Origin of the sequence: Primorskyibacter flagellatus (genome assembly GCF_014638275.1) — a bacterium.
GTDB lineage: Bacteria > Pseudomonadota > Alphaproteobacteria > Rhodobacterales > Rhodobacteraceae > Pseudooceanicola > Pseudooceanicola flagellatus_A.
In genome coordinates this window covers 543981-569883 of sequence record NZ_BMFJ01000001.1, presented here as the reverse complement: position 1 = coordinate 569883, position 25903 = coordinate 543981, and the positions used below count along the sequence as shown (strand labels likewise).

Below are 25903 nucleotides of genomic sequence, written 5' to 3'. Positions count from 1 at the left end.
CCGGGCCGGATCTGGATGGAAATGGGGCCGTTTCTGGACTCTGGCCCCGATCAAGACACTGTAGATGCCGACAGCAGCCGATTGGCGCTACGGGGGCTACAGTACACAGGTATCGAACCCGTATCCGAAGCGTTTCACGTCTTCCGCGCAGCAATCCGCCACCAGATTCGAATCGGATTCGCTATAAAACTGCCGATAATCCCGGCCCTTGCCGGTCACGTTCTCCTCGGGCAGGGTCAGATCGAAACCGAGATGGTCGAACAGCGGTGCCGCGTCGCTTGCGAACCGTTCCAGCCGCAGGAACAGCGCCGGACGCTCGCGGCCCGTCGCATCGGTGACGTAGTGGCGCGCCGGGCTCTGCCGGAAACTTTCGCGGATCATCGGGGTATTGAGGAACCCGCTGAAATCCGCCCCCTTCGCGACCCGCACCGCCGGATGATCGAAGTCCTGAAGGCGCAGCCAGTGGTAATAGCTGACCAGCCGCGCCCAGGGATTGCGCACCAGGGTAAAGATCAGCAGGTCGTCCAGCTCCGCCCCGCTGACCAGCCCGTCCAGATCGGCCAGGGTCGAGTGTTTCCAGAGCCGCCCGCGCGTCTCCACCCCCTTCAGCCGTCCGCGCCGGTTCCGCGCCTTGGGCGTGTCGCCCAGCATGATATCGTCCTTCATCGCCCGCGCCTCCAGCGCCAGGGCGAGCGAAGTGCCCCCGGTCTTGGGAATATGGATGAAAAGGTAACGGCGGCCGCGCGACAGGATCATGCGAAGGAGTTAGGCCCCTGCGGCCAGGCCTTGCAAGGACCGATGCACCCGCGCGCGCCCGGCACACCCGCGCGATCGGTTGACCTTTGCGCGCCCAGGTCTCACCCTGCCGCTGCACCGCAGGAGGGCAGGCATGGAAATCGGTCCGGGCAGGAACATCGCCATCAAGGTGCCGCTGCACAAATGGGCGGAGACGGTGGCGTTCTACCGGGACAACGTCGGTCTGAAGGTGACGCGGGAACTCGAGGCCAGCATCGGCTTCGAATTCGGGGCGATGACGCTCTGGATCGACCGGGTGGAGCGGCAGAGCCAGGTCGACGTCTGGCTCGAACTCTTCGCCGACGATCCCGACCGGGCGCTCGACAGCCTTGCCAGCCCCCGGCGGGACGAACTGGAACCGCTCGACGGGGTCAAGGGCCACTGGACCTCCGATCCCGCCGGTGTCGTCCTTTTGCTGCGCCGCCCGTGATCCGGGCCGACCGTCACCTGCGCCGCCGGGCCGGTCAGACCTGACATGGACCCCTTCTATCTCCTCCTCTTTGCCGCCCTCATGGTCGGCACCGCGAAGGGCGGGCTGGCGACGGTCGGGTCGCTTGCCGTGCCGATGGTGGCGCTGGTGATGAACCCGGTGGTTGCCGCCGCCACTCTGCTGCCGGTCTATATCGTCACCGACTGGGTCAGCGTCGCGCTCTACCGCCGCCACTTCTCGCGCCGGAACCTGACAATCCTGATCCCCTCGATGCTTGGGGGCGTCGCTGTTGCCAGCCTGATCGTCACTGTTGCGCCAGAGGACCTGCTGTTGGTCTTCACCGGGCTGATCGGCTTCTGGTACTGCCTGAAATCCTGGCTCCGCCGCAGCCCGGCCGAACCGCGCCCGGCCCATGTCCTGCCCGGCGTGTTCTGGGGGACGCTCGCGGGCATAACCAGCTACATCACCCATTCCGCCGGTCCGCCGACGCAGGCCTATGTCCTGCCGCAGAAACTGCCCAAGCTCGACTACGCGGGCACCATCGCCATCACCTTCGCGGTGGTGAACCTGTCCAAGCTTCCGGGCTATGCGCTGGCGGGCCAGTTCGACGGGCTGGACTGGTCGGCGATCCTCTGGCTGATCCCCGCCGGGATCGCGGGCACAGGGCTGGGGCGCTGGCTGACCGGGATCCTGCCGCAGGCGGTCTACGTGCGGGTGATCGAGATCATGCTCTTCCTCCTCTCCGTCATCCTGCTAGCGAAGGGCACAGCCGGGCTGATCGCGTAAAGGGGCATTTCCATGCCCCGCCGATCCGCGCTATTTCTTCCCTCACCACACTCACGGGAGGGACGAGCATGGGCTGGATAGCGGACGAGACGGGGCTTGAGAAATGCGCGGCGAACTACGTCCCGCTGACCCCGCTGAGCAACCTGCGCCGTGCCGCCCGCATCTGGCCGGGGCGGGAGGCGCTGGTCTACGGCACCTTCCGCAAGACCTATGCCGAATATCACGCCCGCGTCTCCCGCCTCGCCTCCGCGCTCTCGGGCCTCGGCGTCGCGCCCGGTGATGTGGTCGCCACGATCCTCCCCAACCTGCCCCCGCAGGCCGAGGCCCATTTCGGCGTGCCTGCCTGCGGTGCCGTCCTGAACGCGATCAACACCCGGCTGGAACCCGACACCGTCGCCTATATCCTGTCCCATGGCGGCGCGAAGGTCGTGCTTTGCGACACCCAGTTCCTGCCCACCCTCTCCGACGCCATCGCGAGGATGGAGACGACCCCGCCCCTCGTCATCGAATGTCCGGACGATCAGGCCGGTTTCCCCGCGACCGGACAGCTGCGCACCTACGAAGACCTGCTCAGTTCGGGCGACCCTGAGTTCACCTGGATCATGCCCGAGGATGAATGGGAGAGCATCGCGCTCAACTACACCTCTGGCACCACGGGGCGGCCCAAGGGGGTCGTCTACCATCACCGCGGCGCGCATCAGAACGCCATGGGGCAGATCCTCTCGTGGCGGATGCAGCTTTACCCCCGTTACCTGACCATCGTGCCGCTGTTCCACTGCAACGGCTGGTGCCACACCTGGATGATCCCGCTGCTCGGCGGCACCGTGGTCTGCTGCCGCGACATCACGGCGCCCGCGCTCTTCTCCGCGTTCGCTGATGAGGGCGTAACCCATTTCGGGGGCGCGCCGATCGTGCTGAACATGCTCGTCAACGCCCCCGAGGATCAGCGCCGCGACTTCCCCCAGACCGTGGAGGTCTTTACCGCCGGTGCCCCGCCCGCCCCCGCCACGCTGGCCAAGATCGAACCCATGGGCTTCAACGTCACCCAGGTCTACGGCCTGACGGAGGTCTACGGCCCAGCGACCGAATGCACTTGGGACGACGACCTCTGGGGCGACCTTACGGGAGACGACCGCGCCGCCGTCAAGGCCCGCCAGGGTGTCGCCATGCCGGCCTATGAACACATCACCGCCATGACCCCGGAGATGGCCCAGATCCCGATGGACGGTCAGGCAACCGGAGAGATCATGATGCGCGGCAACGGCGTCATGAAGGGGTATTACAAGAACCCCGAGGCCACGGCAGAGGCCTTCGCGGGCGGATACTTCCACACCGGCGACATCGCCGTGCAACACCCCGACGGCTATCTCCAGATCGCCGACCGGGCCAAGGACATCATCATCTCGGGCGGAGAGAACATCTCCTCCGTCGAGGTGGAGGGCGTTCTGATGGCCCATCCCGACGTGCTGCTCTGTGCCGTCGTCGCCAAGCCTGACGACAAGTGGGGCGAGGTGCCCTGTGCCTTCGTCGAACTGAAGGCGGGCCGGACCGGGGACGCCGCGGCGCTGATCGCATTTGCCCGCGAACGGCTCGCCGGGTTCAAGACCCCCAAGGCGGTGGTTTTTGGGGAACTGCCCAAGACGTCCACCGGGAAGATCCAGAAATTCGAACTGCGCAAGGCTGCGCGAGAGGCCTGAGCCGAGACGGGTCTGCCAGTCTCGGGACGTAAATTCCCGAAAAATATCACGGCCCGGATGTGCTGCAAACATCCGGACCGTGACTGGCCGACATGGCAATGAAACCGGCGGAGGCATTCGGGGCCGCACCGATCGTCCACGCAACTGCCGGACGCGAAAGACGCATGCACCCGGACACGACCCGTCCTGGAGACTTGACCGGACCGGCCCGCTACATGCGGGAACGTCCGGGCCTCCTCAAACCCTGACGCGCCAGCGCATCACCAGTAATCGCGGAAATGGTTAACAAATGGTTAAAGCGCCTGCCTCGCCGCAGGCCCCCACCCCCCTTGCAAGCGGAAAATCCCGCATTTGCATTCCTGTCGGTCCGATCGGCGGAATTGCTCCGACCCATCCGGCATGGTAGGGTCCGCGCAAGAGGCAGAGCAGGCCCCGCCATCATGAAGTCGTTCAAGGAATACCAGACGCTCTCGGCGACGGGACTCTGGCGTGCGGGACCGGAGGACCAGCGCCGCGAGGTAACCGTCTCCATCGGCGAAGCGACGCTGACCATGGCGGACGATCAGGACCGCGTGCTGGCCCATTGGTCGCTGCCCGCGCTGGTGCGCGCCAACCCCGGCCAGAATCCCGCGATCTTCCATCCCGACGGCGATCCCGGTGAGACGCTGGAACTCTCTGCCGCCGAAGCCGAGATGATCCGCGCCCTCGACCGCCTGCGCACCGTCATCGAACGCCGACGCCCGCACCCCGGCCGCCTGCGGCTGGTCATTCTGGTCGCCGTTGTCGCCGCGATCCTGGCCGGCGGCATCTTCTGGCTTCCCGACGCCCTGCGCCGCCACGCCGTCGCCGTCGTGCCTCTGGCCAAGCGTGCCGCCATCGGCGAGGCGCTGCTGGACGAGATCACCCGCGTCTCCGGCCAGCCCTGCGACCAGTCCGAGGGGTCGGATGCACTTGTCCGACTGGGCCGCCGCATCGCCCCGGACGACCGCAGCCTGCGCCTGCTCGTGGTCCGCGACGGGGTCCGCAACGCCCTGCTGCTGCCGGGCCGGACCATGCTGCTGAACCGCACGCTGGTCGAGGATTACGACGAACCCGACGTGGCCGCGGGCTTTATCGTCGCCGAACTTCAGCGGGCCGCGGAGGCCGATCCGCTGGCCAGCCTGCTGACATACGCCGGCGCGCGCGGGTCGTTTCAGCTTCTGACCACCGGCAACCTGCCGTCCGCCTCGCTGCGCGCCTATGCCAAGTTCCTGCTGACCGGCGACCATCCCCGTCCGGCCACCGACCGCCTGCTGGCGCGGTTCGCGAGCGCCGGGGTCCGGTCCTCTCCCTATGCCTACGCGCTGGACGTGACAGGGGAGACCGTGCTCGGCCTGATCGAGGCCGACCCCTTCGCCAAGGAAGTCCCGCCGCCCCTGCTGCGCGACGCGGAATGGCTGCAGCTGCAGACGATCTGCGACGGGTAAGGCCGGGGATCGGCAGGGCTGCGCAGGCCCCCCACCCCAGCCCCCTCCCGCGTGGGGCACAGAGAGCTACGTTGCGCATCCAGCCGACCGTCATCCTCGGACCTGATCCGAAGTTCCCGCGACATGGAGCCGCGTGGATAATGCCCGGACACGACGACCCGAAAAAACTGTCGCGCCCGATTTCCGGCGGCGCGCCACCGGGGAATCGCCTAACCTGTCGTCATGATGATGTTCGACCTTCCCGACCCGGCCACCTGTTACGACGCCTTCTTCGACCGGACTCCGGAGGCCCGTGCGCGCACGGCGGGGCGGCTCTGGGTCGGCGTCACCTCCACCGGCATCTTCTGCCGGCCCGGCTGTCCCGCCCGCCAGCCGAAAGCCGAGAACTGCCGCTGGTTCGGCAGCGTGCAGGCCTGTGTCGAGGCCGGGTTCCGCGCCTGCAAGCGGTGCCGTCCGCTGGAGCCCGAAGGCGCCGACCCGCTTGTCGCGCGCCTGACCCGCGCGTTGGAAGCCGACCCCGCGCGGCGGTGGAGCGAGGCGGATGTGGCCGCGCTCGGCATCGACCCTTCGACCGCCCGGCGGGCCTTTCGCCGGGCCCTGGGCATGACCTTCCTCGACCTCGCCCGGATGCGGCGGCTTCAGGCGGGCTTTGGCCAGCTGAAGCAGGGCGCGCGGGTGATCGACGCCCAGCTCGAGGCCGGGTTCGACAGCGGCTCGGGCTTCCGCGCCGCCTTTGCCCGCCTGCTCGGAATCGCGCCCGAGGTACTACAGAAAGCCTCGGCCACCGCCCTTCTGTCCGCCGACTGGATCGACACCCCGATCGGGCCGATGATCGCCGTGGCGGATGAGACAAGCCTGCATCTTCTGGAATTCGCCGACCGCCCCGCCCTGCCCCGCGAACTCGCCCGGCTGCGCGATGGAGTGAAGGGGCGGCTCGGCCTTGGGCGGACCGCCCCGATGGATCGGGCAGAGGCCGAGATGACCCGCTACCTCGCCGGAGAGGATGCGCGTTTCACCACCCCGCTCACCCTGCACGGCACGCCCTTTACCCGACAGGTCTGGGACGCCCTGCGCACGATCCCTGCCGGGCGGACGGTCAGCTATTCCGACCTCGCCCGAACAATCGGGCGGCCCGACGCCACTCGCGCCGTGGCCCGTGCCAACGGGGCCAACCAGATCGCGGTGATGATCCCCTGCCACCGGGTCATCGGCGCAGACGGATCGCTCACAGGATATGGCGGCGGGCTGTGGCGCAAGCAGCGCCTGATCGAACTGGAACGCGACTACGCCTGAGCCGCGCCTTCCCCGTCAGGGCTTGGCGAACAGCAGTTTCGTCAGGACAGACGCCACCCTCGGCGCATCCTGTCCGCGCGCCAGCGTGACGAAGGACCCCTTGACCGCCACCGCGTAGTCCCCCGACCGCACCAGCGCACCAAGCAGGTCGAGCTGACCGTCCGGCAGGCGCTGGATGTCGTCGAGAGGGGCGGAGAACAGCGCGAATTCCATCCGGATCGCCTGCGCCTGCTCTTTCGGCGGGATGCGGCGGACAATGGCGCTCGCGACCTCTGCCTCCTCGGCATTGGCAAACCGCAGCACCAGACGGTCGTATCCGCCCACATTGTCCGTCGCGATCCTGACGCCCGCGAATTTCGGCAGCGCCTTCAGCACCGCCTCTTCACTCAGGCTCAGCGGCACCTTCGGCGTATCCTCTGCCGCCAGACGGTCGAGGCCGAGGCGGTCTGCCGCCAGTTTCGCGTTCGGCGTCGTTCCCGGCCCCTCAAGCATCAGTTGCTGCCCCCCCGCCTGCACGGCGACGAATCCGGCCAGCGCCAGCACTGCGGCCCCGGTCAGGAGATGTCGATGATTTTGAAATAGTCGTCGCCATATCGCCACTGGCTCCTCCAGTATTGCAAGTCCGCGCCATCCCGCACACCGCTGACCCACTGCATGTCAGTGTCGACGGAGGCGGCGAGATAGGCGTCATAGGTCTCTGTCCCCATATGGGGACCCGCGCAGGCATCGAAAGTCTTTGCCTCCGCCTTGTTCATGTAGAACTCGTGATTTCCGAAGGGTGTCCGGTTCGGCGACAGCTTTGGCACGACCGGCGCGCTGCCATTGCTGCCGTGGAACGGGTTGTTCGTGCGGATGCCCCCGACCAGCGTGGTCGTGGTAATGTAGCCGAAGGGTTCGACATAACGCTTGTGTCCCTCGATCCCCGCGATCCCGGTGAACACCTGCACCGCGGAGGCCTGATCGTAACAGTTCAGCATGTGCGGCACCGCGGGCGTCGCGCTGGTATTTGTCCCGGTCTTGGCGATGTAATTCGTCATGTCGAAGACGAAGCCGCCGCTGCCGCCGCTCAGAAACCCGACGCCGCCCCGGTGGATGTCGTAGGTCATGCCATGACCACTGTGCAGGTGCCGGGTGATCCGCCCCGTGATCTCCGCCCAGGCGTTCGAGGCCGCCGCATCCGCCCGTTCGATCCCCGCCCCGTCGTAGACGAACCGCAGCCCCTCCACCGGACGGCCCCGGTTCAGGTAGACGGGGTTCACCGCCTCCACGATGCGGAAGATCTCTACCCGCGTCCGTCCAAGCGGATGGCGGCCGCAGCCGGGCACATCCGCCTCCCACACGATATCCCCGCGGTGCGACGCCAGCCGGGTGGTGCGCGCCGACAGCCGCACCGTCACGTCATGCGTGCCGACCGACGACGGACAGGTCCCCTGCCAGGTGTCGGAGCCGAGCCGCCCGGTGATGGTGGACGACCCTGACAGCCCGTCCGCCCGCGTCACCTCGATCTTCACCGTCATCTCGACGTCTGATCCGGCCTTGGTCGGCACCGCTGCCGGATGGTCCGACTGGCCCGAGGGCAGCGCCGCATGGGCCGGGATCATCGCGGGCGTCCAGTAGGGCGGCCGGACCTCTGCCCCGCCGATGGTGACCTTGACGGCGTTGGCGATGGCCGAAATCTCGATGATCTGCCCTGCGAAGGCACCGCAGCTGGCAAGGACCGAATCCGCCTCCGTGTCCGGGCTTGAGACATTGGCCGGCGGGGTCAGCCCGCCCGATGCATTCGGCGGCGTCGACGCACCGCCCGCCCCGAAACCGGAGCCACCCGATCCGCCGCCCCCGCCCGAAGACGAGGACCCGCTGCCCGGCAGAAGAAAGCTCATGCCAGTGCCTCCAGCCGTTTCGCCGCCGCATCCATCCAGACCCGCGCGCTGCGGCAAAGCTGGCTGTCCGCCCCCCGGTCCATCGGCGCGGCAAGAGCCGTGGCCAGCCAGCCATGCAGCGGATCCCGCGCGACCCCGGCCCCGAGAAACAGGCAGAGCAGCGCGAACACCCGTTCGTTCACCCGGTCGGGCCGATACCGCTGCGCCTCTCCGGTCACCTGCGCAACGAACAGCTGAAACGCCTCCGCTCCAATGAAGGCGACCTTCTCGGGCCAGACGCGCGCCAGCATGGCTGCCATGTCGCCATCCCCCGCCACCGCCGCCTCGATCCGGCCGAGCGCGGCGCGTAGACAGGCGTTGCCGGGGCCGAGACAGGCCTCCGCATAGGCCACCAGATCCCGGTTCAGGGCCGTCGCTCGCGTCATCTGATCCCCGGTCAGGCCCAGCCCCCGGTCAAGCAGCGGCCGCACGGCGTGATCGTCGATGGCCAGCGCGCCGAGCAGCAGGCTCGCCTCTGCCCAGACCACCAGCGGACCGCGCTGCGTCAGACCGTACCGCCGCCCCTGCGCCATGACCTGAAGGAACACCTCGGTCCGCGCCTCCTCCGGTATCGCCTTCAGCCGGTCGGGGAACACCTCCTCGCAATGCGCACTCAGCTCCGCCGCGAAGCGCCGTCGCATGGTGTCGCGCAGCACCGTCTCCATCCGCTCATCATAGACCAGCCGTCCGCCGGGCAGCGCCTTGGGCGCGTCGATCCGGACCAGCGCCGCGCCCTCCCCGGCGGGCAGGAAACACGCGGTCACCAGCGGCGCGCCCTCGGCCCCGAAGACACGCAGTGGCCCGGTCCAGTCATCACTAACCGCCGCGCAGAGGTCGTGCAGGATGTCTTGCGTCCAGAATCGCAAAAAGACATGGCCACCCTGATCCACGCGCGGGATCTGCACGATCCGCCGGAAATGCGCGCGCAGGTCGCCGAGGCTTGCGGCAGAGTGCAGGTACAGGATCCCGGGCCGCCCCCAGGTTGTCCACGGTTCCTCCCCCCGCGTCATGAACTTGCGCGCCAGCCCCGGCTGCGCGCCAAGGTCGACAAGCCAGGGCGCGTGCTCCTCGACCGCGCGATCCTGAGATACGTCGAACAGGCAGACGCCGCTCCGCCCGCTGTCACCGATTTCGTAGATCACCCAGTCGAACAGGCCCGCATCGACGATGGCATAAAGAATCTGCCCCGCGGGCGGCTGCAGCATGCCGGGCAGCGTCGGCGGCGGCGCTCCGGGCACCGCCGGCCCCGGAACCAGGGGGCTGACATCGTCAAGGGTCACGATCTGAACACTCATGGCGCGAGGATGCTGGCGATCCTTACCCCAAGTCAACGATGATGACGAACTCCCGGCAGGCGTCGCGGCACAAATCCGGCCACGTTCCGCCTAGCCCCGATCGCGGTTGCGGTCAGCGCCGCGGGAACGCATCCGCATAACCCGCCCGCCGCGCCGCGTTCAGCGCCCGGCCAAGGTCGCGGTCGTTGGCGAAGGGCCCGGCCATCACCATCTGGGAGGTACCGCTGCTGCGCATCTGCACAGGCAGACCCGCCGCCGCCAGCCGCTGCGCCGTCGCGCGGGCATTGTCCGGCGTGCGGTAGGAACCGACCTGAATGTACATCCCCGTGCGTGCAGCCGCGATCCGCGGAGCCGGGCTGCTGGAGGACACGCGCGCCTGATAACCCGGCGCCGGCGCATAGCCCTGCGGCACCAGTTGAACCGGAGCGGCCTGGCGCGGCACGGTCTGGGTCCACACCTGCTCCATCTGGCGCTTTCCGGCGAGGGTCTGCTCGGCACGGTAGGGGTTCAGCCGGTCATCTTCCCACACCGGGCGATAGCCCTTGGGCACCGAAATTCCCTGCTGATTCAGTCGGTTCTCGTAGACCTGGCGCGGCACCACACGGGCCTGCGGCGACACATAGGCCTGCGTCGTCACGCGCGCCGGGGCCTGACGGACCACATTGGTCTTCGGCACCGCGAACACCTGCGGCGCGGGCGAAACCGGCGTGCGCGCGTCATAGGACGGCAGTCCGGGCGCGCCATGGACCGGCGCGGCATAACCGGGCGCGGCGGCATAGCGCGGCGCGGCCTGTACCGCGACGGGCCGCTGCCCGTTCAGATAGGGCGTGTACTCGGCCTGCGGTCCGCAGCGCACGTCGCCCTGCCCGCGTCCCATGGTCATGTACTGCTGCGCCTGCGGAGAAAGCCCCGCGCATCCGCCGGCCACCCGCGTTGCCGCCTGGGGCGCACGCACCGGGTTGACGATCACCGGCCGGTTTTCGACCACCGGGGCCGCGACAATCCGAACCGGGGCTGCCGCGACCTGCGCGGGTCGGCGGGCCGGTCCGCTCACCACCGGCTGCGGCCGGACCACGACCGGAGCCGCCGCCGGCGCCACCCGCCGTGCCTGCACCACCGGGGCCGCAACAGGCGCGGGCCTTGGCGCGGGGGCCGCCCGCACCACCGGGGCCGCGGACGTCTGGACCGGAGCTGAGGCGACCGGAGCCGACCCGCCGGTTTCCGGGGTCGCCGCAGTGATGACCGTCACATTCCGGGCCGTGGCCACCACAGGCCCGCCCGTCGTGCCCGAAACCTGCGTCGGCTGGAACCCGCAGACCGGCGTCCGGTTGCGTGCCATCCGCGGCACCCAGTTGATATTCCCGTCGAACCCGGCGCGGACATACACGCAGCCCTTGCTGTCGACATATTGCGAGGCGGTGTAGCTCGCCGGTGGATATTCCGCGGGCCTGTCCAGCGCCATGGCGGGCCCGCTCAGCGACAGGCTCGCCAGAAATACCAAAGAAACGCTGCGCTTGACCTGCTTCATCATGCCCCCCGGCGGTTGTCCCGCGATCCTGCAACAAACACTTCGGCGAGTAAAGCCGTCCCGGCCCGCTTCCGTGTCCGGAAACGGCTTATTTGGTACCGAACATCCGGTCGCCCGCATCCCCTAGTCCCGGAACGATATAGCCCTTTTCGTTCAGGTGACTGTCCAGCGCCGCCGTGACGATCGGCACGTCGGGATGCGCTTCCTTCATCCGCGCCACGCCCTCGGGCGCCGCCAGCAGGCAGAGGAAGCGGATATTCGTCGCCCCCGCGTTTTTCAGCAGATCGACCGCGGCGGCCGAGGAGTTGCCCGTCGCCAGCATCGGATCCACCGCGATCACCATCCGGTCGCCCAGGTTGTCCGGCACCTTGAAGTAATACTGCACCGGCTGCAGCGTCTTCTCGTCCCGGTAGAGCCCGACAAACCCGACCCGCGCCGCCGGGATCAGTTCGAGTATTCCGTCGAGCAGCCCGTTCCCGGCCCGCAGGATCGAGATCAGCGCCAGCTTCTTCCCTTCCAGCAGCGGCGCATCCATCTCCTCCAGCGGCGTTTCGATCTTAGACGTGGTCAGGGGCAGTTCGCGCGTCACCTCATAGGCCAGCAGCAGGGAAATCTCGCGCAGCAGCTGCCGGAACGAATTTGTCGAGGTCGTCTTGTCCCGCATCAGCGTCAGCTTGTGCTGGACGAGCGGGTGATCCACGATCGTGAGGTGCTTGCTCATGTCGGATGGTCCTTCAGTCTGTCGGCGAGTCGCCCCTTGGTATCCGCGTCGCAGAAGGCCGCGTCCAGAGCGTTGCGCGCGATTTCGAGGAAATCGCCCGCCTCCCAGCCGAAAGCGCGCGCGAGTTCCTCGTATTCCCGCACCATGGAGGTCCGGAAGAACGGCGGATCGTCCGTTGACACCGTGACCCTGACGCCCCGTTCGCGAAGCGTCTGGATCGGGTGCCGCTGCCAGGAGGGATAGAGCCCCAGGGCGACGTTCGAACCCGGACAGACCTCCAGAACCACACCCGTCTCGGCCAGTTGGTCGACGAGCCGCGGGTCCTCCGCCGCCCGGACCCCGTGCCCGATCCGCTCAACGCCCAGATCCGCGATCGCCTCCCGCACCGACACCGGACCGCCCCATTCGCCCGCATGCGCCGTCAGCCGCAGCCCGGCCTCCCGCGCCAGGTCGAAGCTCCAGGTAAAATCGCGCGGCCGCCCCGCCGTTTCGTCCCCCGCAATGCCGAACCCTGTGATAAATGCGCCCGCCGTCTCCGCCGCGCATAGCGCCGGAGCCCGCGCCCGCTCCGGCCCGAAATGACGAATGCAGGTGACGACTCCGCGCAGGACGATGCCGTCCCGCGCCTCCGCCCGCGCGGCAGCCTCCTGCATCGCATGCAGGTATTCCCGCCAGGCCGCCACGTCGGACCCGCCGCAGAAGTCCGGCGACAGGAAAACCTCGGAATAGATCACCCCGTTTGCCGCGCTCTCCTCCAGCACCGCCGTCACGAGCCGCGCGTAGTCTTCCGGCGTCGTGAGAACCGAGGTCGCGGCCTCGTAGACCTGCAGGAAATGACCGAAATCCCGGAAGGCATACCCCCCGTCCGCCCCGAACACCCCCGAGATATCGACTGATTTCTCGCGCGCCAGCCCCCGAATGAAGGCGGGCGGCGCCGCGCCTTCCAGATGCAGGTGCAGTTCCAGTTTCGGAAAGTCTCTCATGCTCATTGCGTTCCGCTCCGTCGATGTCACGCGGCCTCCGGCGGGGATATTTTCAGCAAGATGAAAGTGGTTTCAGCTTGCCGGAAGTATCCCGGGGGAGTCCGTAGGACGGGGGCAGCGCCCCCTTTCCCTTTTCCGCACATCCGCCGCGCCCGTCACGACCAGGCCAGCCCGAGGTGGTCCGCCGCCAGTTGCGCGACGCCGGTGAACGGAATGACGCCAAGCTCGCCCGCCCCCTGCCCTGCCACCAGCACAGGCACCCGCTCTCGGGTGTGATCCGTGCCGGTCCAGGTCGGGTCGTTTCCGTGATCCGCCGTGAGGATCAGCATGTCCCCGGCCCGCAGCCTCGGCAGGATCGCCCCGATACCCGCGTCGAACCATTCGAGCGCGCGGGCATAGCCCGACACATCGCGGCGGTGGCCGTAGAGACTGTCGAACTCCACGAAATTCGCAAAGGTGAGCGATCCGTCCGCCGCCCCGTCGACGGCGTCGGAGAGGTGGTGCATCAGCTTCGCATCCGTGCCCTTCACCACGTCGTCGATCCCGCTCATCGAAAAGATGTCGCCGATCTTGCCGATCGCATGCACCGGATGCCCCGCGCCCTGCGCCCGGTCAAGCAGCGTCGGCGCGGGCGGGGCGATGGCAAAATCTTTCCGGTCGGTGGTCCGCGCGAAATCCGCCGGAGAGCTGCCGGTGAATGGACGCGCGATGACCCGGCCCACCTTCATACCGTGCAATGTCGGGGCCAGTTGTCTGCACAGGTCCAGAAGCCGCTGCAGGCCGAAGGTTTCTTCATGCGCGGCGATCTGGAAGACCGAATCGGCAGAGGTGTAGCAGATCGGCCGGCCGGACAGCATATGCTCCTCCCCGAGGTCATTGATGATCGCGGTGCCGGAGGCGTGGCAGTTGCCGAGGATGCCGTCCGTCCCCGCCAGCCGGCAGACCTCTGCCGTCAGCGCCTCCGGGAAGGCGGGGCGGGTGTCGGGGAAATAGGTCCAGTCCCAGGGCACCGGCACCCCCGCCAGTTCCCAATGGCCCGAGGGCGTGTCCTTGCCCGGGCTGACCTCTTCCGCCGCGCCCCAGGTACCGGCCGGCGTCGCCGTAAGACCCGGCGTCGCGTCCCCCGAGGCCAGCCGCACCGCCGCGCCAAGGCCAAGGCTGTCGAGGTTCGGCAGATGCAGGGGCCCCGACCGCCCTTCCTCCGCCCGGCCCGCCGCGCAGGCCTGCGCGATATGTGCGACGGTGTTGGCCCCCGTATCCGGCACCGTCCCGTTGAAGAACCGCGCCGCATCCGGCGCGCCGCCGATCCCGACGGAATCCATCACGGCGAGGAAGACACGCGTCATCAGCCGATGCCCTCGCGCAGCAGCGGTGGGACCTCGGGCGCATGCTCGGACATGGTGATCGCCGCCTGCACCGCCCGGACCGCCGCCGTGGCGCTTTCCATACGGGCCGCATGGACCCGTCCCACGGGCTGGCCCTTTGACAGCCGGGTACCAAGCGGAACCATGTCCGACAGCCCGACCGCGTGGTCGATCTGGTCCGTCTCGACCTTCCGGCCGCCGCCGAGCTCCACCACCACAAGGCCAAGCGCATGTCCGTCCATCGCCGCGACATAGCCATCGTAGGGCGCGGGGATCTCGCGGATCACCGTCGCCTCGGGCAGGAAGCGCCCCGGGTTGTCGATGAAATGCACCGGCCCGCCCATGGCCGCGACCATCTTGCCGAACTGCTCCGCCGCGCGGCCCGAGGCAATGGCGTCCAGCACCAGCCCCGTCCCTGCCGCGACATCCTCTGCCAGACCCGCGCCCGCCAGCACCACGCCGCCCAGCATCGCCGAAAGTTCCAGCAGCGCGCCCTCCGCCTGCCCCGTCAGCACGTCGCAGGAGGCCTGCACCTCCAGCGCATTGCCAAGCGCCGGGGCGAGCGGCTGGTTCATGTCGGAAATGACCGCCGCCGTGCGGCAGCCGGATTCGTTGGCGGTCGTCACCAGCGCCTCCGCCAGCGTCTTGGCCTCGTGCATGGTCTTCATGAAGGCGCCCGATCCGATCTTGACGTCCAGCACCAGCCCGTCGAGCCCCGCCGCAAGTTTCTTGGACAGGATCGACGCCGTGATGAGATCAAGGCTTTCCACAGTCGAGGTCACGTCGCGGATCGCATAAAGCCGCTTGTCCGCCGGAGCGATGTCGGCGGTGGCTGAAACGATGGCGCAGCCCGCCCGGCCGACCACGTCGCGGAACCGCGCCTCGTCCAGCCCGGTGACGAGGCCCGGTACGGCCTCCATCTTGTCGAGCGTGCCGCCGGTATGGCCCAGCCCCCGGCCCGAGATCATCGGCACGTAGGCCCCGCAGGCCGCCAGCGCGGGGGCGAGCACCAGGGACACGCAATCCCCGACCCCGCCGGTCGAATGCTTGTCCAGCACCGGCCCCGGCAGGTCCCACGACAGCACCCGCCCCGAATCCCGCATCGCCAGCGTCAGCGCGACCCGGCCTTCGTCCGACAGCCCGTTGAGCAGCGCCGCCATGGCAAAGGCCCCGGCCTGCGCATCCGACACGCGCCCGTCGGCCAGCCCCGCGGCGAACCATTGAAGTTCCTCCCGCGGGGGGGTGCCGCCGTCGCGCAGCCGGGCGATGATGGAGCGCGCATCCATCAGACCTTCTCCATATGCCCGGCGTCGAACCGTCCTGGCAGGATCTGGGCCAGGGTCAGCGACAGGGTCTGGCCGTCCAGCGTGCCCATGGTCACGACGACCTCCGGTCCGCCGAATTCCACCAGCTTCTGCCGGCAGCCGCCGCAGCAGGGCACCGGGGACGGGCTGTCGGCGATGACCGCAACCTCGGCGATATCCGTCTCTCCGGCCGCGCACATGGCGGCGATGGCGCCGGCTTCGGCGCAGGTGCCTTCGGGATAGGCGACGTTCTCCACATTCACACCCACAAAGACCCGGCCCGAGGTCGTCCGGATCGCCGCCCCGACCTTGAACTTGGAATAGGGCGCATAGGCATTGCCCCAGACATCCCGCGCGGCCTGCATCAGGTCCATCGTCACCTCCATTAGTGGGAGTCGCAGTCTTGGACCCTGCGGTCCGGTTTGCAAGGGGCGACGCGGCGACCCGCCCACGGGTCATCGCACTGCGTCATCGTAAGGTCATGCCCGCGCAATGCCCCTGATACATTCCCCGCCCATGGTCCGCCCGTTCATCGCGGGTCCCGAGGGGCCGTCGCACACCCCATTCAGTTGCCGCAGGACGCGGCCCGTTCCGGAGAGACCTTGATGAAAACCCTGTTTGCAGCTGCCGCTCTGGTCCTTGTCGCCGGAACCGCCAGCGCCTCCACCCTGCTCAACGAATTCCAGCCGAACCCGGACGGCGCGGACCCGAGCACGCAGATGATCGAACTGATCGGCACGCCCGGCGCGGCCTTCAGCGGCTACCTCTTCTCGCTCGAGGCGGACAATGCCAACTCCGCCACCGTCGACCGCAAGTCCGCGCTGACCGGCACCTTCGGCGCGAACGGTCTGCTGACCTTTGCGATCGCAGACCTCGAAAACCCCAGCTTCACGATTGTCCTGACCGACTCCACAGCGACCGCCAATCTGGGCGACGAACTCTTCTTCGACCAGTCCTCGCTCGGCTTCGTCTATGACGCCATCTCCATCATCGATGCCGCCACCGATACCGGGATCGCGGGTCTGCTTGGCGGCACCGACTTCGCCTTCACCGGCACCGAACCCGAATGGATGTTCCGTGACTCCGTCACCGGCAAGTGGATCGCGGTGAACGACAATGTCGCCGGAACCGGCATTTTCGACGAGACCGGCACCGAACTGGACTCCGCCGGTTTCGACCAGGCGCTGACCGGCACGACCTTCGGCGCCACTAACCCGACCATGTCGACCCCGGCGGTTCCGCTGCCCGCCTCCCTGACGCTGGTGCTGGCGGCCATCGGCGGCCTCGCCGCCTTCCGCCGCCGCTCATAACCGGCCCGCGCAACGCATCGCAAAGGCCCGCCCAGCAGGCGGGCCTTCTGTGTGCGGGCCACCGTCAGGATTTGCACAACCCCGGATATTTGGTTTAACGCTGAACCATTCACCCCAGGAGGAGTCGCCATGACATCGGACACCGGATCCAACACCAGGGAAATCCTGCGTCAGGCGGCCCTGACCTATCACGAGACCCCGCGCCCCGGTAAGCTGGAAATCCGCGCCACCAAGCCGCTGGCCAACGGACGCGACCTGTCGCTTGCCTATTCTCCCGGCGTGGCCGAGGCCTGTCTCGAGATCAAGGCGGACCCCACTGCCGCCGCCCGCTACACCACCCGCGGCAACCTGGTGGCCGTCGTGTCGAACGGAACCGCGGTTCTGGGTCTGGGAAATATCGGCGCTCTGGCCTCCAAGCCGGTGATGGAGGGCAAGGCGGTGCTCTTCAAGAAATTCGCCGGCATCGACTGCTTCGATATCGAGGTGAACGAGAGCGATCCCGAAAAGCTGGCCGATATCGTCTGCGCGCTGGAACCCACCTTCGGGGCGATCAACCTTGAAGACATCAAGGCGCCGGACTGTTTCGTGGTTGAAAAGCTCTGCCGCGAACGCATGAACATCCCCGTCTTCCACGACGACCAGCACGGCACGGCCATCGTCGTGGGCGCGGCGGCAACCAATGCTCTGTATGTCGCGGGCAAGGACTGGGGCGACATCAAGGTCGTCTCCACCGGCGGCGGGGCGGCGGGCATCGCCTGCCTCAACATGCTGCTCAAGCTGGGTGTGAAGCGCGAGAACGTCTGGCTCTGCGACCTGCACGGGCTGGTGCACGAGGGGCGCGAGATCGACATGAACCCGCAGAAGGCCGCCTTCGCGCAAGGAACTGACCTGCGCACGCTGGATCAGGTGATCGACGGCGCGGACCTGTTCCTCGGCCTGTCGGGCCCCGGGGTGCTGAAACCCGAACAGGTCGCCCGCATGGCGGCCCGGCCGATCATCTTCGCCCTCGCCAATCCGACGCCCGAGATCATGCCGGACGATGCGCGCGAGGTCGCACCCGATGCCATCATCGCCACCGGCCGGTCGGATTTCCCCAACCAGGTCAACAACGTGCTCTGCTTCCCGTTCATCTTTCGCGGCGCGCTCGACGTCGGCGCGACAGAGATCAACGACGAGATGGAACTCGCCTGCATCGAGGGCATCGCCGCCCTCGCCCGCGCCACGACCAGCGCTGAAGCTGCCGCCGCCTACCAGGGCGAAAAGCTGACCTTCGGTGCCGACTACCTGATCCCAAAACCCTTCGACCCGCGCCTCTCGGCCACGGTCTCCACCGCCGTGGCGAAGGCTGCGATGGAGTCCGGCGTCGCCACCCGCCCGATCGAGGATCTGGAAGCCTACCGCGAGAAACTCCGCTCGTCTGTCTTCAAGTCCGCCCTGCTGATGCGCCCGGTGTTCGAGGCCGCGCGCACCGCCTCCCGCCGTCTCGTCTTCTCCGAAGGCGAGGACGAGCGTGTCCTGCGGGCCGCGCAGGCGATCCTTGAGGACACCACCGAACAGCCCATCCTGATCGGCCGCCCCGAGGTGATCGAAAGCCGCTGCGAACGCGCCGGCCTGAAGATCCGCCCCGGCACCGATTTCACCATAGTGAACCCGGAAAACGACCCGCGGTACCGCGACTACTGGGGCACCTATCACGAGATCATGGCGCGGCGCGGAGTCACCCCAGACCTTGCCCGCGCGATCATGCGCACCAACACCACGGCCATCGGGGCGGTCATGGTGCATCGGGAAGAGGCCGACTGCCTGATCTGCGGCACCTTCGGCGAATACCGCTGGCACCTGAACTACGTGACGCAGGTCCTTGGCACGGCGAAACAGCACGCGGTCGGCGCCCTGTCCCTGATGATCCTCGAAGACGGTCCGCTGTTCCTGGCCGATACCCATGTCTATTCCGACCCCACGGCGGAACAGATCGCCGAGGCCGTGATCGGCGCGGCACGGCATGTGAAACGCTTTGGTCTCTTTCCCAATGTCGCCCTCTGCGGCCGGTCGCAGTTCGGCAACCAGGACACCGAAACCGCGCACCGACTGCGCGACGCGATGGCGATCCTCGACTCTGCGCCGCGCGACTTCTGTTACGAGGGCGAGATGAACATAGACACCGCGCTCGACCCGGCCCTGCGGGAACGGGTTTTCCCCGGAAACCGGATGCAGGGCGCCGCGAACGTGCTGGTCTTTGCCCATGCCGACGCGGCCTCGGGCGTACGCAACATCCTGAAGATGAAGGGCGGCGGGCTTGAGGTCGGTCCGATCCTCATGGGCATGGGCAACCGCGCCCACATCGTCACCCCCTCGATCACCCCGCGCGGGCTGCTGAACATGGCGGCGATTGCCGGGACCCCGGTGGCGGCCTACGGGTAGGGATGCAAACGGGGCCGGGTCGCGACCGGCCCCGCAGTCTGCCAGTCAGGTCCGGCGGCCGCGCAGCAGTGCCATGCCACCCAATCCGGCCAACAGCAGCGGCAGCCCCGCCGGGAGCGGAACCGCCGGCGCGCTGGTGGTGACCGTCAGGTTGTCGATCCCCCAGCTTTCGTCCGAACTCCCCTGCCAGCCCGTGCCGTCGGCGAACATGGTCAGCGTCAGCTCCGACGCGCTGTGCGCGAAGGTGAGCGAGACATTGAACAACGTGTCGGTATAGCTCGACCCGAAGATGTTGCCCGGGCTCGACCGGCCGGTTGCCTCTGCCGGAATGTCCTCGATCGTGCCCGAGGTGTTCGCCACCGAGATGTCGAAGATTTCCGCCCCGTCGGCCAGTAGGTTGAAGTAGTCCGGAGCGGGTGTCCCATTGACCCCGTCCCAGCTGTCGATCAGGGCAAGGCCGAAGCTGACCGTGATTTCGCTATGCGGATCGAGGCCCGAAAACGTGAAGACGGAACTGACCCCGGTCGTACCGGTGTTCCAGAGAAAACTGCCCGAAAAACCGTTAAAACCTCCCAGTCCGCCGACGCCGGTTACGGTTCCGGAACCGGAGAATTGCGCCGGGACGCCGCTCTCGAAATCGAGTGTGGTTGTTCCGGCATGCGCAGCCGCGCCCGCCAGTATCGTCGCCCCGCAAAGGGCCGCTGAAATACGTTTCATGGAAAATCCTGCATGAGATCACAACAATAGTGGTTGCAGGATACCTTTTTGGGCCGCGAAAATCAACTTTTCCGACCCAACTCGTCGTGACAGAGACAGCCCGGACAATGCGGCAGCCACGCAAACCTGGCGCGGCTCCGAAATCTGCCGTACTTTGCAAAACGCCGAGAATCTGCCGCTCCCCACCTGCGAAACAATGACTTTGCAAAAATTTGCACAACAAAATGCGCGATTTCTGCAAATTTTCCGCGCCAAAGCGCCGCGCCCTGGGTCTTGAAACTTGCGCGGAACCGGACCTCTATCCTACCACCACCGAAATCACCGGAGGAGGAGGACCGCCATGGGTTACGAGGACGTCTACGCCAGCTGGAAAAAGGACCCCCAGTCCTTCTGGATGCAGGCCGCCGAGGCCATCGACTGGGATCGCAAGCCGACCCGCGCGCTCGACGACAGCAACGCCCCCCTCTATGAATGGTTCACCGATGGCATGGTCAACACCTGCTGGAACGCCGTGGACCGCCATGTCGAAAACGGGCGGGGCGAACAGGCGGCGATCATCTATGACAGCCCGATTACCCATACCAAGCGCGAGATTTCCTTCCTCGAACTGCGCAACCGCGTTGCGACCCTGGCTGGGGCGCTGAAGGCCAAGGGCGTCGAAAAGGGTGACCGCGTCATCATCTACATGCCTATGATCCCCGAAACGCTCGAGGCGATGCTCGCCTGTGCCCGGATTGGTGCGGTTCATTCAGTGGTCTTCGGCGGCTTTGCCTCCAACGAGCTGGCCGTGCGCATCGACGATTGCACTCCCAAGGCGATCATCGCCGCCTCCTGCGGGCTCGAACCCGGGCGGACCGTGCACTACAAGCCCCTGCTCGACGGCGCGATCGAGATGGCGAAACACAAGCCCGACTTCTGCGTGATCTTCCAGCGCGAACAGGAGGTCTGCAAGCTGGTCGAGGGCCGCGATGTCAACTGGCACGGCTTCCAGTACGGCGTCGAACCCGCCGCCTGTGTCCCGGTGGAGGGCAACCATCCGGCCTATATCCTCTACACCTCCGGCACCACGGGGCAGCCCAAGGGCGTCGTGCGCGCCACCGGTGGCCACCTCGTCGCGCTGAACTGGACGATGAAGAACCATTACAACGTCGACCCCGGCGATGTCTTCTGGGCCGCGTCCGACGTCGGGTGGGTCGTCGGCCATTCCTACATCTGCTACGCGCCCCTGATCCATGGCAACACTACCGTCGTGTTCGAGGGCAAGCCCGTCGGCACCCCCGACCCCGGCACCTTCTGGCGCGTCATCTCCGAACATAACGTCCGCAGCTTCTTCACCGCGCCGACCGCCTTCCGCGCGATCAAGCGCGAGGATCCGAAGGGCGAGTACCGGCGGAAATACGACCTGTCCTGCCTGCGCGCTCTCTATCTTGCAGGCGAACGCGGCGATCCGGACACGATCAACTGGGCGAAGGACCTGCTTGGCATTCCGGTCATCGATCACTGGTGGCAGACCGAACTCGGTTATCCGGCCATCGGCAACCCCGCGGGCATCGAACTGTTACCTGTGAAGGTCGGCTCTCCCTCCGTCGCCATGCCGGGCTATGATTTCAAGGTGCTGGACGACGAAGGGAACGAGCTTCCGCGCGGAGAGCTTGGTTCTATCGTGACACCCCTGCCCCTGCCGCCCGGCACGCTGCCGACGCTGTGGAACGCCGAAGCGCGGTTCCGAAAGTCCTACCTCGACCGTTTCCCCGGCTACTACGAAACCGGGGACGCGGGCATCGTCGACAAGGACGGATATGTCTGGATCATGGCCCGCACGGATGACGTCATCAACGTGGCCGGGCACCGCCTGTCTACCGGCGCCATCGAGGAGGTCCTTGCCGACCATCCCGACGTCGCCGAATGCGCGGTGATAGGTGTAACGGATGAGCTCAAGGGCCAGTTGCCCGTCGGCTTCATGTGCCTCACCAAAGGCGTGAACCGCCCGCACGAGGACATCGTGAAGGAAACCGTCGCCATGGTGCGCGACCGGATCGGCCCCGTCGCCGCCTTCAAGCTGGCGCTGATCGTGGATCGCCTGCCCAAGACCCGTTCCGGCAAGATCCTGCGCGCCACCATGGTCAAGATCGCCGACAGCCAGGAGTTCAAGCTGCCCGCGACAATCGACGACCCGGCGATCCTGGACGAAATCCGGGACGCGCTGAAGACCATCGGGTATGCAAAGTAGCCCCGTCTTCGATTTGACAATGAACCTCGGGGCGCAACGCCACTGCCGGGGGGCGGACGGCCCCTGTGTTGCCTTGGCAGCGTCCAGCCCATGGGGCGTCTTCACAGCAAAAAGGGCGGCCCGAAGACCGCCCTTTCTACATCAGGCCCGGATCAGTGCCGCGCCATGAAGTCGTCGACTTCCCGCTTGGCCTCGTCCTTGGCATAGCCGTAGCGTTCCTGCAGCTTGCCTTCCAGTTTCTGACGGTTGCCCTGGACCACGTCCAGGTCGTCGTTGGTCAGCTTGCCCCACTGGGTCTGAGCTTCCCCTTTGAACTGTTTCCAGTTGCCTTCGATTTGATCCCAATTCATGGCGTGTCCTCCTGTGGTTGCCATTCGGGGGATCAACCGGCCACCCCCCGTGGCGGTTCCCGCCGGCTCAGAGGTCCCGCCCCCAGTTCTGCCCGTTCAGATCGACCCCGAAGGAGTGGTGCGTGGCCTCGTCGATCAGCGTAAACCCCCGCGACTGATAGAGTTTCCGTGCGTCGGACAGTACGTCGTTGGTCCAGAGCTCGATCCGGCCATATCCCGCCGTCCGCGCAAAACTCAGACATTCGTCAACCAGTTTACCGCCAAGTCCCAGCCCGCGCGCTTCCGCCTCCACATGCAGCAGGCGCAGCTGCGCCACCTGCGGTGATTTCTCCATGCAGAAGACCGCGCCCATTGGCACGCCGTCCACCTCCGCGATCCGGCCCGCCTCGCGGTCCGATGGCTGGCGCGCCGCGAAATCTCCGAGGATCTTCAGCACCAGCGCCTCGTATTCACCGTTCCACCCGTACTCCCGGACGTAGAGCCGGGTCTGCGCCGCGATGACCCAGCCCATGTCGCCCGGCTCCAGCGGCCTGATCCTGATGTTCCGTTCCATCTTGCCCCCCAGCAATGACTCCACCTCTGCCATGGCGCGGACCAGCCGGTCGCGCGCCATGCCGCTCATGCCGTCCAGATGCCGCCCGATCTCCGCCCGTTGCAGGTCGATGTTGCGCAGGTAGAGCACCTGCCCCGCTTCCGTCAGCCGCAGCAACTGCCGGCGTGCGTGGTCGGGGTCCGTCGAGCGTTCCAGCAGACCGCCGGCCTCCAGCTCCGCCACGGCGCGGCTGATCTGCGCACGGTCCAGCCCCATCTCCCGCGCCACCTCGGCGGCGACCGGGGGCGCCGCGCCCGCCGCGCCGACCTGGTAAAGCACCCGCATAGGCGTCAGACCGTAATCCGACCCGAGGAAATGGTCGGTCAGCGCCCCGACGAAGGAGGTGTAGAAGCGGTTGAAGCGGCGCACCGCGTCGATCTGATCTGTCGGAATGGTCATTGATGACTCATGCAACACTTATGTTGCGAAAGTCAACACTGGCCGTATCAGACGAATTGTTCCCGGATCAGCCGCTCTTCGAGTCCGTGGCCGGGGTCGAACATCAGGCGATGCACGACCTTCGGCTCCGACACGATCTCGACAGAGATGACGTTGGTCACAGACCGGCTGTCCGCATCCGCCATCACCGGCCGTTTCTCCGGTTCAAGCACGTCAAACCGGACGTGCGAGGCCACCGGGATCAGCGCCCCCCGCCACCGGCGCGGCCGGAACGGAGCGATCGCGGTCAGCGCCAGCACATCGGATTCGATCGGAAGGATCGGTCCGTGGGCCGAATAGTTGTAGGCGGTGGACCCCGCGGGCGTGGCCAGAAGCGCGCCGTCGCAGACCAGTTCCTCCATCCGCACCTTGCCGTCCACGGTGATCTTCAGCTTGGCCGCCTGCGGACCGGCGCGCAGCAACGACACCTCGTTAATCGCCAAGGCCTCCGTCACCTTGCCGTCGGCCCGCGTCGCCCGCATGGCGAGCGGGTTGATGAGCGCGACCTCCGCCGCCTCCACCCGCTCCATCAGGTCGACGTCGTGATATTCGTTCATCAGGAAGCCGACCGTCCCCCGGTTCATCCCGTAAACCGGCGCGTGCAGGGCCTGTGTCCGGTGCAAAGTCGCCAGCATGAAACCGTCGCCGCCAAGCGCCACGATCACATCCGCCTCCGCCTCCGGCACCTGGCCGTAGCGCGCCACCAGATCGTCCCGCGCCTCGCGTGCCTTTGGTCCCCGGCTGGCGACAAAGGCCAGTTTCTTCCCCATTCCGCCGTTCCGTCCGTTCCGTCCCCGAGCGGTCCGACCCAATCACAATCTCCGCCCCGCGACCAGCCCTGCCGGAATCCGGCATCAAAGCGTCCCTTTCCCCTCTTTCTAACCCTGCGGCTTTTCGTTAGGACGTGGCGCATTCCCAGCTTTCAGGAGGCGTTGCCATGAAGGACATCAAGGACGAAGGCTTTTTCACCGAAGCCCTGGAAACCCGTGACCCCGAGATCTTCGGCGCCATCCGCAACGAACTGGGCCGCCAGCGCGACGAGATCGAACTGATCGCGAGCGAGAACATCGTCTCCGCCGCCGTGCTCGAGGCGCAGGGCTCGGTCATGACGAACAAGTACGCCGAGGGCTATCCGGGCAAGCGCTACTACGGCGGCTGCCAGTATGTCGACGTGGCCGAAACGCTCGCCATCGAACGCGCCAAGCAGCTGTTCAACTGCGACTTCGCCAACGTCCAGCCGAATTCGGGCTCCCAGATGAACCAGGCGGTGTTCCTCGCGCTGCTCCAGCCGGGCGATACCTTCATGGGCCTCGACCTGAACTCCGGCGGCCACCTGACCCACGGCTCCCCGGTCAACATGTCCGGCAAGTGGTTCAACGTTGTCTCCTACGGCGTGCGCCAGCAGGACGAACTGCTCGACATGGACGACGTCCGCGAAAAGGCCCGCACCCACAAGCCCAAGTTGATCGTCGCCGGTGGCACCGCCTACTCCCGCGTCTGGGACTGGCAGGCGTTCAAGGATATCGCGGACGAGGTTGGCGCCTATCTCATGGTCGACATGGCGCATATCGCTGGCCTCGTCGCGGGCGGCGTGCATCCCTCCCCGATCGGCATCGCCGACGTCGTGACCACCACCACGCACAAGTCGCTCCGCGGCCCGCGCGGCGGCATGGTGCTGACCAACGACGCCGACATCGCGAAAAAGATCAACTCCGCCGTCTTCCCCGGCCTGCAGGGCGGCCCGCTGATGCACGTCATCGCCGCCAAGGCCGTCGCCTTCGGTGAGGCCCTGCGCCCCGAGTTCAAGGATTACGCCGCGCAGGTCGTGAAGAACGCGCAGGCCATGGCCGACCAGCTGATGAAGGGCGGGATCAACGTCGTCTCCGGCGGCACCGACAACCACCTGTGCCTCGCCGACCTGCGCCCCAAGAAAGTGACCGGCAAGGCGGCAGAGGCCGCGCTTGGCCGTGCCCACATCACCTGCAACAAGAACGGCGTGCCCTTCGACCCGGAAACGCCCTTCGTCACCTCCGGCATCCGCCTCGGCGCCCCTGCTGGCACCACCCGCGGCTTTGGTGAGGCCGAGTTCCGCCAGATCGCCGACTGGATCGTCGAGGTCGTCGACGGCCTAGCCGCCAATGGCGCGGACGGCAATGGCGAGGTCGAGGAAAAGGTGAAGGCCGAGGTCACGGCGCTCTGCGCGAAATTCCCGCTCTACGCCGGCATGTAACCCATTCATCTTGCCGAAAATATCCCGGGGACGC

23 protein-coding genes are annotated in these 25903 nt (G+C 67.1%); 9 read left to right on the top strand and 14 right to left on the bottom strand.

Annotated features, from left to right (window positions below):
* Nucleotides 1-96: 96 nt before the first annotated feature.
* Nucleotides 97-756 (bottom strand): sulfotransferase family 2 domain-containing protein, encoded by a 660-nt coding sequence (locus IEV87_RS02820; protein ID WP_188476110.1) that lies wholly within the window; start codon nucleotides 754-756, stop codon nucleotides 97-99.
* A gap of 133 nt (nucleotides 757-889) precedes the next feature.
* Between IEV87_RS02820 and IEV87_RS02815 the strand changes: the two genes are divergently transcribed.
* The 5 genes from IEV87_RS02815 (at nucleotide 890) to IEV87_RS02795 (ending at nucleotide 6467) form a co-directional block, all read left to right on the top strand.
* Entirely contained in the window at nucleotides 890-1225 is a 336-nt protein-coding gene (locus tag IEV87_RS02815) for a hypothetical protein (RefSeq protein WP_188476109.1), read from the top strand.
* A gap of 45 nt (nucleotides 1226-1270) precedes the next feature.
* A complete protein-coding gene (locus IEV87_RS02810; protein ID WP_188476108.1) occupies nucleotides 1271-2011 on the top strand; it encodes a sulfite exporter TauE/SafE family protein in 741 nt (246 codons plus the stop codon).
* Between the two features lie 68 nt (nucleotides 2012-2079).
* Nucleotides 2080-3708, top strand: coding sequence for an AMP-binding protein (locus IEV87_RS02805; RefSeq protein ID WP_188476107.1), 1629 nt, complete (start codon nucleotides 2080-2082; stop codon nucleotides 3706-3708).
* A gap of 440 nt (nucleotides 3709-4148) precedes the next feature.
* Nucleotides 4149-5174 carry a hypothetical protein gene (locus IEV87_RS02800; protein WP_188476106.1) on the top strand — a complete coding sequence of 342 codons (1026 nt, stop codon included), beginning with the start codon at nucleotides 4149-4151 and terminating at the stop codon, nucleotides 5172-5174.
* Nucleotides 5175-5399: 225 nt separating this feature from the next.
* The gene (locus IEV87_RS02795; protein ID WP_188478328.1) at nucleotides 5400-6467 is read left to right on the top strand and encodes a bifunctional transcriptional activator/DNA repair enzyme AdaA; all 1068 of its coding nucleotides are present in this window, start codon (nucleotides 5400-5402) and stop codon (nucleotides 6465-6467) included.
* A 15-nt stretch (nucleotides 6468-6482) separates the two neighbouring features.
* Here the strand turns inward: IEV87_RS02795 and IEV87_RS02790 are convergent, their stop codons facing one another.
* From IEV87_RS02790 to IEV87_RS02750, 9 genes are all read right to left on the bottom strand, one after another.
* A complete protein-coding gene (locus IEV87_RS02790; protein WP_188476105.1) occupies nucleotides 6483-7010 on the bottom strand; it encodes a hypothetical protein in 528 nt (175 codons plus the stop codon).
* Between the two features lie 11 nt (nucleotides 7011-7021).
* On the bottom strand, nucleotides 7022-8347 hold the full coding sequence (locus IEV87_RS02785) for a hypothetical protein (protein WP_188476104.1): 1326 nt from the start codon (nucleotides 8345-8347) through the stop codon (nucleotides 7022-7024).
* Nucleotides 8344-9681: a DUF4123 domain-containing protein gene (locus IEV87_RS02780; RefSeq protein WP_188476103.1), complete on the bottom strand. Its 1338-nt coding sequence runs from the start codon at nucleotides 9679-9681 to the stop codon at nucleotides 8344-8346. The genes IEV87_RS02785 and IEV87_RS02780 overlap by 4 nt, the downstream gene beginning before the upstream one ends.
* A gap of 112 nt (nucleotides 9682-9793) precedes the next feature.
* The gene (locus tag IEV87_RS02775; protein ID WP_188476102.1) at nucleotides 9794-11209 is read right to left on the bottom strand and encodes an SPOR domain-containing protein; all 1416 of its coding nucleotides are present in this window, start codon (nucleotides 11207-11209) and stop codon (nucleotides 9794-9796) included.
* An 88-nt stretch (nucleotides 11210-11297) separates the two neighbouring features.
* Complete coding sequence (upp, locus tag IEV87_RS02770) at nucleotides 11298-11930, bottom strand: uracil phosphoribosyltransferase (protein ID WP_188476101.1); 633 nt, start codon at nucleotides 11928-11930, stop codon at nucleotides 11298-11300.
* Nucleotides 11927-12919: an adenosine deaminase gene (locus tag IEV87_RS02765; RefSeq protein ID WP_188476100.1), complete on the bottom strand. Its 993-nt coding sequence runs from the start codon at nucleotides 12917-12919 to the stop codon at nucleotides 11927-11929. Before IEV87_RS02765 ends, upp begins: the two co-directional genes overlap by 4 nt.
* A gap of 149 nt (nucleotides 12920-13068) precedes the next feature.
* Nucleotides 13069-14259, bottom strand: coding sequence for a phosphopentomutase (locus IEV87_RS02760; protein WP_188476099.1), 1191 nt, complete (start codon nucleotides 14257-14259; stop codon nucleotides 13069-13071).
* A complete protein-coding gene (locus IEV87_RS02755; RefSeq protein WP_188476098.1) occupies nucleotides 14259-15563 on the bottom strand; it encodes a thymidine phosphorylase in 1305 nt (434 codons plus the stop codon). Before IEV87_RS02755 ends, IEV87_RS02760 begins: the two co-directional genes overlap by 1 nt.
* Nucleotides 15563-15955, bottom strand: a complete 393-nt coding sequence (locus IEV87_RS02750; protein WP_188476097.1) for a cytidine deaminase — start codon at nucleotides 15953-15955, stop codon at nucleotides 15563-15565. The genes IEV87_RS02755 and IEV87_RS02750 overlap by 1 nt, the downstream gene beginning before the upstream one ends.
* A gap of 231 nt (nucleotides 15956-16186) precedes the next feature.
* Between IEV87_RS02750 and IEV87_RS02745 the strand changes: the two genes are divergently transcribed.
* Both IEV87_RS02745 and IEV87_RS02740 read left to right on the top strand, forming a co-directional pair.
* The gene (locus tag IEV87_RS02745) at nucleotides 16187-16891 is read left to right on the top strand and encodes a VPLPA-CTERM sorting domain-containing protein (protein ID WP_188476096.1); all 705 of its coding nucleotides are present in this window, start codon (nucleotides 16187-16189) and stop codon (nucleotides 16889-16891) included.
* 129 nt (nucleotides 16892-17020) lie between these two features.
* Entirely contained in the window at nucleotides 17021-19312 is a 2292-nt protein-coding gene (locus tag IEV87_RS02740) for an NADP-dependent malic enzyme (protein WP_188476095.1), read from the top strand.
* Between the two features lie 45 nt (nucleotides 19313-19357).
* On the opposite strand, the gene IEV87_RS22750 is transcribed toward IEV87_RS02740, so the two are convergent.
* Entirely contained in the window at nucleotides 19358-20029 is a 672-nt protein-coding gene (locus tag IEV87_RS22750; RefSeq protein ID WP_229737414.1) for a VPLPA-CTERM sorting domain-containing protein, read from the bottom strand.
* A 340-nt stretch (nucleotides 20030-20369) separates the two neighbouring features.
* Here IEV87_RS22750 and prpE point away from each other — a divergent pair, with 340 nt between their 5' ends.
* A complete protein-coding gene (prpE, locus tag IEV87_RS02730) occupies nucleotides 20370-22259 on the top strand; it encodes a propionate-CoA ligase PrpE (protein WP_188476094.1) in 1890 nt (629 codons plus the stop codon).
* A gap of 152 nt (nucleotides 22260-22411) precedes the next feature.
* Here the strand turns inward: prpE and IEV87_RS02725 are convergent, their stop codons facing one another.
* The 3 genes from IEV87_RS02725 to IEV87_RS02715 form a co-directional block, all read right to left on the bottom strand.
* Nucleotides 22412-22609: a CsbD family protein gene (locus IEV87_RS02725; protein ID WP_188476093.1), complete on the bottom strand. Its 198-nt coding sequence runs from the start codon at nucleotides 22607-22609 to the stop codon at nucleotides 22412-22414.
* A 67-nt stretch (nucleotides 22610-22676) separates the two neighbouring features.
* Nucleotides 22677-23600, bottom strand: a complete 924-nt coding sequence (locus IEV87_RS02720) for a bifunctional helix-turn-helix transcriptional regulator/GNAT family N-acetyltransferase (RefSeq protein ID WP_188476092.1) — start codon at nucleotides 23598-23600, stop codon at nucleotides 22677-22679.
* A gap of 47 nt (nucleotides 23601-23647) precedes the next feature.
* On the bottom strand, nucleotides 23648-24409 hold the full coding sequence (locus tag IEV87_RS02715; protein ID WP_188476091.1) for an NAD kinase: 762 nt from the start codon (nucleotides 24407-24409) through the stop codon (nucleotides 23648-23650).
* A gap of 167 nt (nucleotides 24410-24576) precedes the next feature.
* Here IEV87_RS02715 and glyA point away from each other — a divergent pair, with 167 nt between their 5' ends.
* On the top strand, nucleotides 24577-25869 hold the full coding sequence (gene glyA, locus IEV87_RS02710) for a serine hydroxymethyltransferase (RefSeq protein ID WP_188476090.1): 1293 nt from the start codon (nucleotides 24577-24579) through the stop codon (nucleotides 25867-25869).
* The last annotated feature ends 34 nt before the right edge of the window (nucleotides 25870-25903 follow it).